We start from the raw sequence: 12,434 nt of genomic DNA on the forward strand, positions 1-12,434 counted from the left end.
GGCACCGCGACCCGCCCGGCGGTCCCGCCGGCCCGCACCGCCGCCGAGAAGGCCCGCGACAAGGCCCGGGAGACCGGCCGCGACGTGCCGGTCCCGGAGCTCACCACCGAATACAGCACCACCGTGGTGACCCCTGCGGGCAAGCTCCGCTCCGAGAGCCACCTGGTGCCCCAGCGCGCCAAGGACGCCAAGGGCGGCTGGGTCGACCTCGACGACACCCTGGTGTCCCGCGCCGACGGCACGGTGGCCCCGAGGGTCACCAGTTCGGACCTCGTCATCTCGGGCGGCGGCAGCGGCCCGCTCGCCACGATGACCACCGAGGACGGGCGGCAGCTGACGGTGTCCTCACCGTTCCCCGGTGTCCTGCCTAAGCCGGTCCTGAACGGCAACGGCGCACTGTACGAGAACGTGGCCCCGGACACCGACCTGAAGGTCACCGCCACCAAGTGGGGCGGCTACACCACCGTGGTGATCCTCAACAGCCCGGCCGCCGCCGCCAACCCCGCCGTACGGAACCTCTCCTTCCCCACCGAGACCAAGGGCCTGACCCTCGCCAGGGGCAAGGACGGCGGCCTGACCGCGGCCGGCGGTGGCGAGACCGCCTTCCGGGCGCCCGCGCCGCTGATGTGGTCCGCCAAGGAAGCCCGCACGCCGGCGGTGCGCGGGGGCAAGTACGCGGACATGGACGCCGAGGTGCCCGCCTCCAAGGGCAACGTGGCCCCGAGCGGTCTGAGCAGCGCCGAAGGACCTGGCGAGCGGGCCAGCGTGGCCAGGATCCCGGTCACCTCCGCCACGGTGACGGGCTCGGCGAAGCGGGCCATGGGCACGATCGACCTCGCCCCGAGCCCCGACCTCCTGGACGGCCCGGACACCAGCTACCCGATCTACGTCGACCCCTCCTGGTCCCCGGACACGCGGGGCAAGCAGCACCACGCCTGGGTGATGCAGGCCTGGCCCGGCACGAGCAACTTCGACCGCACCGGCTCGAACGACCGGGACCGCCCGGGCAGCGGCTACCAGGGCTGGGAGAGCCCGTACGGCATCGAGCGCGCCCTGTTCGAGTTCGACATCAACGGGTACTACGGCAGCTACATCAACTACGCCAACCTGCGGGTCAACCAGTACATCTCCTCCGACTGGTCCTGCACCACCAAGTACCCGGTGAACCTCTACCGCGCCCGGGAGTTCGACGGCTCGGTCTCGTGGAACAACCACGAGGTCCGCGAGTGGCTGGACGGCAAGGACGTGCCCGGCAACGGCACCAACTCCGCCTGCTACGCGGACATCCCCGTCGACTTCAACGTCACCGGCGCCATGCGCGACGCGATCCGCGACACCAGCAAGCCCCTGGCCTTCGCCCTGCGCGGGCAGGAGGGCACCGGCAACAAGATGGGCTTCAAGCGGTTCTCGTACAACGCGGTGCTCAGCACCGAGTACGACTTCCCGCCGAACGTCCCGCAGAACCCGCACACCTACCCGGCCCCGCACCGCGTCAGCGTGGCGGACACGGATGCCTGCTACGACGCCCCGCTGAGCGCGTACGGCTGGATCACCTCCTCCAAGACCACCCTGGTCTCCAAGGTCAGCAGCCCCAACCAGGGGCAGCTGACCGAGTGGATCAGCATCTGGGACAACGCCAACGGCGGCGCCAACATCCGCACCGACTGGTCCGGATTCGTCGGCAGCGGCAACGACGCCTCGTACACCCTGCCGGACGGCATCCTGAAGGACGGGCACTACTACGGCTGGCAGGCCTCCGGCGACGACGGCCTGCTGCGCGGCCAGCCCAGCGCGGTGTGCCACTTCGCAGTCGACATGACGCCGCCCGTGCTGACCTTCGGGGCCGTCACCGACCCGGCCACCCAGTTCCCGCCGGCCGGCAGCGGCCAGGTCTCCAAGGTGAAGGTGGGCCAGACCGGATCCATCCCGATCACCTACTCCGACCCCAAGCCGGCCGACGGACCGCTCACCTCGGGCGTGGCCTGTGTCCAGTGGGGCTTCGACCCCCAGATGGTGGGCGCGCAGCTGTCCTGCGGCCAACCCCTCACCCAGGGCTCGATCAGCGTGACACCGCCCCACTGGGGCACGAACATCGTGTACGCGCGGGTGTTCGACGAGGCCGGCAACACCTCGCAGACCCAGTCCTACGCCTTCTATGCCCCCTGGCAGGACGGCGAGGTCGCCTTCGGCGACACCACCGGGGACGCCCGGCCGGACATCCTCGTCCCCGACGCCACGGGCAACCTGATCACCTACGGCCGGGCCACCGACGGTGACGCCCGCAGCCAGATCCCGACCGGTACGGCCGCCAGCGCACTGATGGCGCCCGACAACAGCAGGAGCTGGAAGGACTACCGGGTGGTGCACCGCGGCTCGCGCGACCCGGGCCGCAACGTCGACGACCTGTTCGTCCACCGCGAGCCCACGACCGTGGGCGGACCGGGCGGCGTCCAGCTCTTCACGTACGACAACAAGGTGGCCGACCCGGGCCGCTACGCGCTGTCCGCCTCCAGCCCGCTGCCGAAGTCGTCCTGCGACCCGCTGCTCACCACCTGCGACGGCTACCACAACGTGGAGACGTGGGAGTACTCCAGCCAGATCACCCCGATCGGACCGGCGAAGACCACCCGTACGCCGAGCCGGTCGGTGTCCGACGCGACGGGCGTCCTCGCGGTGGAGTCGGGCAGGCTGTGGTTCTACCCGGTGAAGTCCAACCAGACCCTGGCCCCGCCCACCCTGGTGTCGGCGAGCGGTGACTGGGACAACAAGGACCTGATGGTCCCCGGCAACGCACTGCACATCGGCGAGACCACGGACACCGCCCCCGCGCTGTGGGTGCGCAACCGGACCAGCGGCGACATCGTCCAGTACGCGCTGTCGACCGCCGTCCGGGTGGACAACCCCTACGAGCAGTACACCGTGGTCAACGGGGTCGCGGCGCAGCCCGCGACGCCGATCGCCAAGGGCTGGACGCTGACGGCCTACCCGCGGATCGGCACGGAGGGTGACGTCACCGGCGACAACATCCCCGACCTGTGGACCGTCGACCCGGCCGGCACCCTGAAGACCTGGTCGGGCGCGGCCGGCGCCGGTGCGGTGACCGCGATCGGCTCCGTGCCGCAGGTGCGCGGCGGCGACCAGGCGCCCACGGTCCAGTGGCGTCTGGAGGGCAATGCCAAGGCCGTCCCCGCCACGGACGCGAGCGGCAGGGCGAACGACGCCTCCGCGACGAACGTCACGTACGCCGACGAGACGGTGGACGGCAGGACCCGCAAGGTCGGTGTCTTCGACGACGCTCTCTCATCGGTGGTGACCGGCCCTCAGAACGTGGTCGACACCCGGCAGAGCTTCACGATCTCCACGTGGGCGAAGCTCGACAAGCCGGACGGCGTGGTGGTCAGTCAGGACAACCAGCACGCCAGCGCCTTCATGCTCTGGGCCGACTCGACGGACTGGCGCTTCGCCATCGCCAACGACGACACCGACCAGTGGCCGTACGACTACAACCGGTACGCCCTGACCCCGGCGAACGCCTTCAAGGCGGGCGTGTGGACCCAGCTGACGGCGACGTACAACGCCGCGACCGGGGCCATGAACCTCTACGTCAACGGCACCCTGGCCTCCAGCGGCTACCACAGGGCGAGCACCAGCCCGGCGCCCTCCGGGGCGCTGGTCATGGGGCGGTACAAGTACGTGAGCAAGCCCAGCAACTGGCTGGACGGCAGCGTCAGCGGCCTGGCCGTGTACAAGAACTACGTGCCGTCGTCGGCCGCGGCCGGCGTCCCGGTCCGCTACGCGACCTCGCCCGACATCTGCCTGGACGCGCCGGGCGGCGACTCGGGCAACGGCCAGCACCCCCAGCTGTGGGGCTGCAACGGCACGGACGCCCAGAAGTTCGACGTCAAGGCCGACGGAACCCTCACGCTGAAGAACCAGTGCGTGGCGGCAAGCGAGAACAAGACGGGCTGGGGCACGCCGGTGATCTTCTGGCAGTGCCTGGGCGAGGGCGGCCAGCAGTGGCTGCCCCGAGCCGACGGCAGCATCTACAACCCGCAGTCGGACGCGTGCCTCGACGTCCCGTGGGGCAGCCGCGACTGGCGCGCGACGCTCCAACTGTGGGGCTGCAACGGCAGCATGGCCCAGAAGTGGAGCATCCCCACTCTGATGACCCCGGCTCTGCCGTACGCGCCGTAGCGCGGCGGTACCGGGTGTGACGAGGCCCGCGGCTCCTTGGAGTCGCGGGCCTCGGACGTGGAGGAATGCGCCTTCAGTGCCGCGTAGCCCGGACCAGGTCGGCGGTCAGGCGCTTCAGATCACCGCCGCCCGCACGCACAGCACGTCCGGCAGGTGCTCCACGAGCAGCTGCCAGCTGTCTCCGTCGTCGGCGCTCGCGTACACCTCGCCGTTGCGGTTGCCGAAGTAGACGCCCGCCGGGTCCGCGTCGTCCGTGCAGAGCGCGTCCCGGAGCACCGTGCCGTAGTGGTCGGCCTCGGGCAGTCCCCGGGTCAGCGGCTCCCAGGTCCCGCCCGCGTCCGTCGTGCGGTAGACCCGGCAGCGTCGGCCCGCCGGGACCCGGTCGGAGTCGGCGGTGATCGGGAAGACGTAGGCGGTGCCGGGGCGGTGGGGGTGCGCGGCGATCGCGAACCCGAAGTCGGAGGGGAGCCCCGAGCCGATGTCGGTCCAGCTCGCGCCCGCGTCGTCGCTGCGGAAGACCCCCCAGTGGTTCTGGAGGTAGAGCCGGTCCTCGTCGCCCGCGTCCTGGGCGATCTTGTGCACGCACTGCCCGAACTCGGGGTTCGGGTCGGGCAGGAAGACGGCCGACACCCCCTGGTTGGAAGGCGCCCACGCGGCCCCGCCGTCCCGCGAGCGGAACACCCCCGCGGTCGACACCGCGACCGTCAGCGCGTCCGGGTCGCGCGGGTCGGTGACGACGGTGTGCACGGCCTCGCCGCCTCCGCCGGGCACCCACTTCGAGCGCGTCGGGTGCTCCCAGAGCGGACGGACGAGCTCGAAGGACTCGCCGCCGTCCGCCGACCGGAAGAGCGCGGCCGGCTCCGTCCCCGCGTACACGACGTCGGGGGAGTGCTCCGGTGCCGGGTGCAGCTGCCAGACGCGCTCCAGGGAGGCCCCGGTGTCCTCGGGGAACTTCACGGCGGGGCGGGCCGGCTCGGTCCACGTCCTGCCGAGGTCGTCGGAGTGGAAGACGGAGGGGCCCCAGTGCGCGCTGTCCCCGCCCGCGAGCAGGCGCGGGGTCGGCCGCCGGGTGTCGATGGCGACCGAGTACACCGCCTGCGCGGGGAAGCCGGGATCGTCGAACTCCCACCGTCCGTCGTGCCGTCGGCCGATGAAGAGACCCTTGCGGGTGCCCACGGTGAGAAGTACGTCGGGCATGACTGCCACCTCCAGGACGCCGTTGTCGCTGATGCGGGCCAGTCTGCACCCGGCCACTGACAACGGCCCTCGGAGGCGCGCCGCGGTCAGATCGCCCAGGCGTACTGCGACGGCGCCGGGGTCGTCGCGCCCAGCTCGCGGGCGGCGCGGCGCGGCCAGGAGGCGTCGCGGAGCAGCTCGCGGCCGAGGAGGACCGCGTCGGCCTCGCCGTTGGCGAGGATCTTCTCGGCCTGCCCGCTCTCGGTGATCAGACCGACGGCGGCGACGGGCAGCCCGGTCTCCGCCTTGACGCGGGCGGCGAAGGGCACCTGGTAGCCGGGGCCCACCGGGATCCGGGCCGGTCCGCCGTTGCCGCCGCTGGAGACGTCGAGGAGGTCGACGCCGTGCTCGCGCAGGAGGGCGGCGAACCGTACGGTCTCGTCGGCCGTCCAGCCCTGATCCTCCAGCCAGTCGGTCGCGGAGATCCGGAAGAAGAGGGGCAGTTCCCCGGGCCAGACGGCCCGCACCGCGTCGACGACCTCCAGGGCGAGGCGGGTCCGGTTCTCGAACGAGCCGCCGTACGCGTCCGTGCGGTGGTTGCTGTGCGGGGAGAGGAACTCGCCGATGAGGTAGCCGTGCGCCCCGTGCACCTCCAGGACCTCGAAGCCGGCCGCCAGGGCGCGCCGGGCCGCGTCCGCGAACTGTCCGGTGATCTCCCGGATCCGCTCCACGGTCAGCTCGGTCGGTACGGGGTGGGCCTCGTCGAACGCGACCGGGCTGGGGCCGACGGGCTGCCAGCCCTCGCTCGGGTCGACCGGGCCGCGGCCCTGCCAGGGCCGGTTGGTGGAGGCCTTGCGGCCGGCGTGGCCGATCTGGATGCCGGGCACGGTGCCGTGCTCCTTGAGGAAGCCGGAGATCCGCCGCAGTCCTTCGACCTGGGTGTCGTTCCAGAGGCCGAGGTCCGCCGGGCTGATGCGGCCCTCGGGGGAGACGGCGGTCGCCTCGACGAGGATCAGTCCGGCGCCGCCGGTGGCACGGGCCGCGTAGTGGGCGAAGTGCCAGTCGCCGGCCACGCCCGCGTTCGGTCCGCTCGTCTCCGCCGAGTACTGGCACATGGGCGCCATCCAGACCCGGTTGGGCACGGTCAGGGAACGCAGGGCGTAGGGCTCGAACAGGGCGACGCTCATGACGGACTCCGTTTCGGGATGCCTCGAAGGTGCTCGTACGGTACTCATCGTAGTACGGCACCTGTCAAACTACGAGGGCTCTCGTACAATGGGTCGCATCCCGGATGAAGTGGAGCCGCCGCCATGACGACCACCACCAGCCCGCGCGTCCTCGAACACCCCACGCGCGACCAGATCCGCCTCGAAGAGGTGCTGCACGCGCTCGCGGACGCCGTGCGTCTGCAGATCGTGCGGGACATGGCGCGCGAGGACACCGAACTCAGCTGCTCGTACTTCGACCTCCCGGTGACCAAGTCCACGACCACGCACCACTTCCGGGTGCTCCGAGAGAGCGGCGTGATCCGGCAGATGTACCAGGGCACGACCAAGCTCAACTGCCTGCGCAGGAGCGACCTCGACGCCCTCTTCCCCGGCCTCCTCGACTCCGTCCTGTCCGCCGCCGGCGCCCAGGCCGGCCGCGAGGAGGGGACGGCCTGACGGCCGCCGCCCCCCGAAGCCGCATCCGACCACCGCACCCGGCTACAGGGAGCGCATCCGGTCGATCTCCGCGGTCTGCTGGGCGATCACGTCGTTCGCCATCTCCTCCACGAGGACGTTGTTCCCCTCGCTCAGCACCTCGGCGGCCATCGTCACCGCCCCCTCGTGGTGCGTGATCATGAGCTTCAGGAAGAGCTCGTCGAAGGCCTTCCCCTTCGCGCTCCTCAGCTCCTTCAGCTGGTCCTCGGTCGCCATGCCCGGCATCGAGTGATGGTCGTGGGCGCCCTGTTCGCGCGGACCGCCGTTGTTTTTCAGCCAACCTTCCATCGCGCCGATCTCCGGCCGCTGCGCCGCCGCGATCCGCTCGGCCACCTTCTTCACCTGGGGGGACGACGCCCGCTGCGGAACCAGCTCCGTCATCGTCAGGGCCTGCCGGTGGTGCACGATCATCATCTGCACGTAGCGGAAGTCCGCGCCGTTCGGGCTCTCGTCGGGGAGCAGCCGGGCGGCCTCCTCGGGGGATATCCGCCGGGCCGGTTCACCCGGCTTCCCCGGTGCCACCACCGACGGCCCGGTCGAGCCCTCGGCCTGCGGCGCACCCTTGTCGGGCCCCGACTCGCAGGCACCCAGGGCGAGTACGGCGACGGCGGACAGGGCCACGGCGACGACGGCACGCTGACGGCGGATCAACAACGCGACCTCCAGGGGTTCTTGCAGGGACAGTGACCGTTCCTAGCACTTTTCTCGTCTTGACCGATCAAAAACCTTCATTACGTCTGTGTTGCCATCTGTTGAGATGAGCACGGCAAGGAAGATACTGCCGGGGTCCAACACCCGTTCAAAGCTGAACGGATACCAGGGAGGACGGAGTGACTTCGTTGCGTACCCCGCGTACCACGTCCGACACGCGCGACCCGCGTGCCCGGTTCAGACGCCTGGGTGTGGCATCGGCCGCCGCAGGGCTGCTGGCCACCATGCTCGTGGCAGGACCCGCGGCCGCCACCCCCGACCCCGGAGACGCCGCCCCCGCACAGGAGGCCGTCTCCTCCCAGCAGGCCGCCGAGGCGCGCGCCGCCATCCAGAGCGGCGAGATACCCGGCGTGGACGAGATCGTCCACAGCTCCAACATCGAGCACCTCGCGAACGTCCCCAAGGACGCCCTCAAGAGCCTCAACTCGGACCTCGCCTTCCAGGGCAAGTACGCCTTCGCCGGCAACTACGACGGCTTCCGGATCTACGACATCAGCGACCCGAAGGCCCCGAAGACCGTCGCGCAGGTCCTCTGCCCGGGCTCCCAGAACGACATCTCCGTCTCCGGGAACCTCGTCTTCCTCTCCACCGACTCCTCCCGGAGCGACAACTCGTGCGCCAGCACGACGCAGCCCGCCTCGGTCAAGGAATCCTGGGAGGGCATGAAGATCTTCGACATCAGCGACATCGCCAACCCGAAGTACGTCGCCGCCGTCGAGACCAACTGCGGCTCCCACACCCACACGATCCTGCCCAAGGGCAAGAACGTGTACATCTACGTCTCCTCCTACTCGCCCAACGTGGCCTTCCCGGACTGCCAGCCCCCGCACGACGGCATCTCCGTCATCAAGGTGCCCCGCAAGGCGCCCGAGCAGGCGGCGGTCGTCAACTTCCCCGTCCTCTTCCCGGGCGAGGGCCCGGACGGCGGCGGCAACCCGGGTGCGCCCACCAACCCGGGCGTCTCCAAGACCACCGGCTGCCACGACATCACCGTGCTGCCGTCGCAGGACCTCGCGGCCGGCGCCTGCATGGGCGACGGCATCCTCTTCGACATCAAGGACCCCGAGCACCCGCGCGTGCTCGACCAGGTCGAGGACAACGTCAACTTCGCGTTCTGGCACTCCGCGACCTTCAACCAGAAGGCGAACAAGGTCGTCTTCACCGACGAGCTCGGCGGCGGCGGCGCCGCCACCTGCAACGCCACGGTCGGCCCGAACCGCGGCGCCGACGGCATCTACGACATCGTGGGCAAGGGCGACCAGCGCAAGCTCGTCTTCCGCAGCTACTTCAAGATCCCGCGCCACCAGGCCGACACCGAGAACTGCGTCGCCCACAACGGCTCGCTGATCCCGGTCAAGGGCAAGGACCTCATGGTCCAGGCCTGGTACCAGGGCGGCGTCTCCGTCTGGGACTTCACCGACTCCTCCGCCCCGAAGGAGATCGCCTACTTCGAGCGCGGCCCGCTGTCCGCCACCACCATGGCGACGGGCGGCTCCTGGTCCGCGTACTACTACAACGGCTACATCTACTCGAACGACATCGCGAAGGGCTTCGACGTCCTGAAGCTCTCCGACCGCCGTACGGACCCGGCGAAGCGGATCCGGATGGACGAGCTCAACGTCCAGACCCAGCCGGACTACTTCGACGACTTCTAGGACCGGTCACCGTTTCACGACCGCGGCGTGCCGTCGGGCGGACCCCCGTCCGGCGGCGCGCCCGCCTCCCAGTCGAGCCCGTACCGGTGGAACAGCTCCGACCGCAGGCGCGCCAGCGGCATCGGGGCCCCCGGCAGCAGCACCGCCACCACCGCGCCCATCAGCAGGGCGCGCAGCAGCGGATAGTCGGTGTCCACGTCCGCGGAGCCGTACCGCGTGACCGTGTCCCGCAGCAGGAAGGCCAGGCGCTGCTGCTCCTCGCACTGCACGAACCCGTCGGCCTGCAGGATGCCCGCCATGTGGGTCCGCATCAGGGTGGGCCGCGTCACCGCGAGCCCCAGGATCGCGTCGATCGCCCGGGCCAGCCGCTCGCGGCCGTCCTCCGTGCGCGGCTCGCGTTCGAGCGCCTCCTCCAGGGTGAGGTGCATCAGCCGGTGCACCGCGGCCTGGAGCAGCTGCCGCTTGCCGGGGAAGTAGTACGAGATCAGCCCCCGCGCCGTACCGGCCCGCTCCGCTATGTCGCCGAGCGTGGTCGCCTCGTAGCCGTGGGCGTCGATCAGCTCCACGGTGGCCTGGAGAATCCGCTCCCGCGACCGACGCCGAAGCTCTTCATTGACCGATGGGCTACGCGGGGACATGCTGGACTCCTGCGTTGACTGGCTGCCGGCCAATATACTCGGCGCATCCCGTCGGCATGCCCGTGTGGCATACCGCCGGGGATGCCGTCTGTTCTGGGCGACACGGGGGATCGTCCAGAACAGGCGGCTTCATCGTCTTTCTCCCATTCTGCTCCCGCCGCTTCCCTCGTCGCCGCTGTCGCCCGTAGGGGCTCCGCGCCGCTCGCTCCAGCGGTACGTGAACACGGCCGCGGTCACACAGCACCAGCCGAGCAGCCAGCCCTCGACGACGTCCGAGGGCCAGTGCACGCCCAGGTAGACCCGCGTCCAGCCCACCCCGAGCACCGAGACGACGGCGACGCCCGCCAGGGTGCCCCAGCCGCGCCACTCCTCCCGCCAGTGCAGGGCGAGCACCCACAGCAGCAGCCCGAAGGTGACCGTCGCCGTCATCGCGTGCCCCGACGGGAAGGCGGCGTAGTGCGCCGAGTCCACCGGGTCGGTCCACTGCGGCCGTTCCCGCCCCACCAGGTCCTTGAGGGCCTGCTGGAGCCCGACGGCCAGCAGGCTCGTCCCGGCCACCCACAGCGCCGCCCGTCGGTCCCGCCGCCACCACAGCAGCACCGCGGTGGCGGCGGCCAGGGCACGCATCGTCCACGGGTCCCACACCCAGTCGGTGAGGACACGGTTGACGTGGGTGAACCCGGGGTGGGCGAGGGCGTTGCGGTGGAGCGCCTCGGCGACCGAGCGGTCGAAGGAGAGCAGCGGCGACCACTCCACGGCGACGAGCAGGAGCAGAATCAGAGCCAGGACCCCGGAGAGCAGGGCGGAGGTGCGCATGCGTCGATCCTGCCCGACGATCGCCCCCGCGCCGACCTCCGGACGACCGGCGCGCGTCGCCCTCCGGACCGCGTCGGCTGTGCGCGCCGCGGAGCCTGCGGTCGGGGCCGCGTCGGCTGTGCGCGCCGTGGGGCCTGCTGCCGGAGCCGCATCGACTGCGCGCGCCGTGGAGCCCGCCCTCTGGCCCGCGTCGGTTGTGCGCGGCGTGGGGCCCGCCGTCCCGGTCGCGTCGGTCGCGCGTGCGGTGGGTTCCGGTGTTCGGGCCCCGTCCGTCGTGCGCGGCGTCATCCGTCGCTATCCCAGCGCGCGGAGCGCCGGCACGAAGGCCACGAGCACGGGGACCACGGGCACCAGGGACGCGGCCGCCGTCAGCCGGAGCCGGCGTCCGGCGGTGAGGCGGGGCGTCGCGGTCAGCAGCCGGTTCACCCGCTGCGGCAGATCGGCGGCGGGGGCCGGGCCGGGGCCGAACACTCCCCGGTCCTCGTTCAGTTCGACCAGCGCGAGCGCGGTCGTCAGCCGGCCGAAGCGGCGCGAGGCCACGTCGTCGGCGGCCAGCTCCACCAGGCGGTGCATCTCCTCGCGGAAGGCCGCGAAGACCGGGATCCCCGGGAATCCGGCGGCCAGCGCCCCCGAGCTGTGCAGCAGCCAGTCGTGCCGGGCCCGGGCGTGGCCCTGCTCGTGCGCGAGGACCGCGTCCAGCTGACGGCCCTTCAACCGCCGCAGCGCCGCCGTCGTGATGACCAGCCGGGGCGTGGCCCCCGCCATCCACCAGGCGTCCGCCCGCTCGTCCTCCAGGACGACGAGCCGCTCGCCGCCCGGCCGCTCCCCGGGCAGCAGGGGCGCGCGGACGAGCAGATCGCAGCGGCGTTGTCTGCGCCGGACGCGGGCCCGGCCGATCTCCCGGCCCAGCATCGCCCCGGACCAGAGCCCGCCGGCCGCGAGGGCCACCGCGAGCACCGCGGACCAGGGCCCCGAGGTGCCCAGTTCGTAAGCGTCGACCACCGCGCGCGGCGCGCCCGCGAAGACCTGTCCCCGGACGGCCTGCCAGGCCGCGGACGCGCTGAACGTCATGGAGAGCGCGAAGCTCAGCAGCACCGCGGCCACCACGCACTGCCACACCCACAGGGCCACCACGGGTTCTCGCTCCACCCAGTCCGCCCGGGACAGCAGCCGGGGGGCCGTGAGGGCGGTCAGGACGCCGAGCAGGAACAGCGCGAGGGAGACCCACATGGCGTCAGCCTATGAGCGCGGTACTCGCCGGGGTATGGGCTGGGACGGCAAGTGACGTACGCCACGGTTTGGTTGGCCGGAAGGTGCTGTCGCCGGACCGGATCCCGCGAGGGCCTCACAGCGTCACCAGCATCGCGAGCATCGCGAGGGCCATCGAGAGCCGGCAGGCGAGCGTCAGCTCCGGTCCGGTCGCCCAGGCGGGGCCCGGGCCGCCGGCGGTCGCCGCCACCGGCACGAGCCGCGCCCCCGAGCGAAGCACGTACGCCGTGTAATAGAGGAGGAGCCCGGCCGTGAGCACGGGTATGCCACCC

General features: G+C 71.6%; 10 protein-coding genes. 3 read left to right on the top strand and 7 right to left on the bottom strand.

Annotated features, from left to right (window positions below; all coding sequences use genetic code 11):
- Nucleotides 1–4,194 (top strand): ricin-type beta-trefoil lectin domain protein (locus CCN56_RS17050; RefSeq protein ID WP_086827789.1); only part of this gene is annotated, 4,194 nt, incomplete at its 5' end.
- 114 nt (nt 4,195–4,308) lie between these two features.
- Here the strand turns inward: CCN56_RS17050 and CCN56_RS17055 are convergent.
- On the bottom strand, nt 4,309–5,391 hold the full coding sequence (locus CCN56_RS17055; protein ID WP_086827805.1) for a glycosyl hydrolase: 1,083 nt from the start codon (nt 5,389–5,391) through the stop codon (nt 4,309–4,311).
- Nucleotides 5,392–5,477: 86 nt separating this feature from the next.
- Nucleotides 5,478–6,557 carry an NADH:flavin oxidoreductase/NADH oxidase gene (locus CCN56_RS17060; RefSeq protein ID WP_086827791.1) on the bottom strand — a complete coding sequence of 360 codons (1,080 nt, stop codon included), beginning with the start codon at nt 6,555–6,557 and terminating at the stop codon, nt 5,478–5,480.
- A gap of 123 nt (nt 6,558–6,680) precedes the next feature.
- Between CCN56_RS17060 and CCN56_RS17065 the strand changes: the two genes are divergently transcribed.
- Complete coding sequence (locus CCN56_RS17065; protein ID WP_086827793.1) at nt 6,681–7,034, top strand: helix-turn-helix transcriptional regulator; 354 nt, start codon at nt 6,681–6,683, stop codon at nt 7,032–7,034.
- Between the two features lie 42 nt (nt 7,035–7,076).
- Here the strand turns inward: CCN56_RS17065 and CCN56_RS17070 are convergent, their stop codons facing one another.
- Nucleotides 7,077–7,727 carry a DUF305 domain-containing protein gene (locus CCN56_RS17070; protein WP_086827795.1) on the bottom strand — a complete coding sequence of 217 codons (651 nt, stop codon included), beginning with the start codon at nt 7,725–7,727 and terminating at the stop codon, nt 7,077–7,079.
- A 281-nt stretch (nt 7,728–8,008) separates the two neighbouring features.
- Between CCN56_RS17070 and CCN56_RS17075 the strand changes: the two genes are divergently transcribed.
- Nucleotides 8,009–9,439: an LVIVD repeat-containing protein gene (locus CCN56_RS17075; protein WP_256962007.1), complete on the top strand. Its 1,431-nt coding sequence runs from the start codon at nt 8,009–8,011 to the stop codon at nt 9,437–9,439.
- A 14-nt stretch (nt 9,440–9,453) separates the two neighbouring features.
- Here CCN56_RS17075 and CCN56_RS17080 read toward each other — a convergent pair whose 3' ends face one another.
- The 4 genes from CCN56_RS17080 to CCN56_RS17095 all read right to left on the bottom strand — a co-directional run.
- On the bottom strand, nt 9,454–10,077 hold the full coding sequence (locus tag CCN56_RS17080) for a TetR/AcrR family transcriptional regulator (RefSeq protein ID WP_086827799.1): 624 nt from the start codon (nt 10,075–10,077) through the stop codon (nt 9,454–9,456).
- Between the two features lie 129 nt (nt 10,078–10,206).
- Nucleotides 10,207–10,893, bottom strand: a complete 687-nt coding sequence (locus CCN56_RS17085; RefSeq protein WP_086827801.1) for a phosphatase PAP2 family protein — start codon at nt 10,891–10,893, stop codon at nt 10,207–10,209.
- Between the two features lie 294 nt (nt 10,894–11,187).
- A complete protein-coding gene (locus CCN56_RS17090) occupies nt 11,188–12,123 on the bottom strand; it encodes a M56 family metallopeptidase (RefSeq protein WP_086827803.1) in 936 nt (311 codons plus the stop codon).
- A 115-nt stretch (nt 12,124–12,238) separates the two neighbouring features.
- On the bottom strand, nt 12,239–12,434 hold a 196-nt coding region (locus tag CCN56_RS17095; RefSeq protein WP_143664540.1), incomplete at its 5' end, for a DUF5134 domain-containing protein.

The organism is Streptomyces sp. NRRL B-24572 (genome assembly GCF_002156145.1).
GTDB classification, from domain to species: domain Bacteria; phylum Actinomycetota; class Actinomycetes; order Streptomycetales; family Streptomycetaceae; genus Streptomyces; species Streptomyces vietnamensis.

Excerpts from the sequence above, each read along its gene's own strand:
- CCN56_RS17055 (WP_086827805.1), bottom strand. The coding sequence starts at position 5,391 with ATGCCCGACGTACTTCTCACCGTGGGCACCCGCAAGGGTCTCTTCATC.
- CCN56_RS17060 (WP_086827791.1), bottom strand. The coding sequence starts at position 6,557 with ATGAGCGTCGCCCTGTTCGAGCCCTACGCCCTGCGTTCCCTGACCGTG.
- CCN56_RS17065 (WP_086827793.1), top strand. The coding sequence starts at position 6,681 with ATGACGACCACCACCAGCCCGCGCGTCCTCGAACACCCCACGCGCGAC.
- CCN56_RS17075 (WP_256962007.1), top strand. The coding sequence starts at position 8,009 with ATGCTCGTGGCAGGACCCGCGGCCGCCACCCCCGACCCCGGAGACGCC.
- CCN56_RS17080 (WP_086827799.1), bottom strand. The coding sequence starts at position 10,077 with ATGTCCCCGCGTAGCCCATCGGTCAATGAAGAGCTTCGGCGTCGGTCG.
- CCN56_RS17085 (WP_086827801.1), bottom strand. The coding sequence starts at position 10,893 with ATGCGCACCTCCGCCCTGCTCTCCGGGGTCCTGGCTCTGATTCTGCTC.
- CCN56_RS17090 (WP_086827803.1), bottom strand. The coding sequence starts at position 12,123 with ATGTGGGTCTCCCTCGCGCTGTTCCTGCTCGGCGTCCTGACCGCCCTC.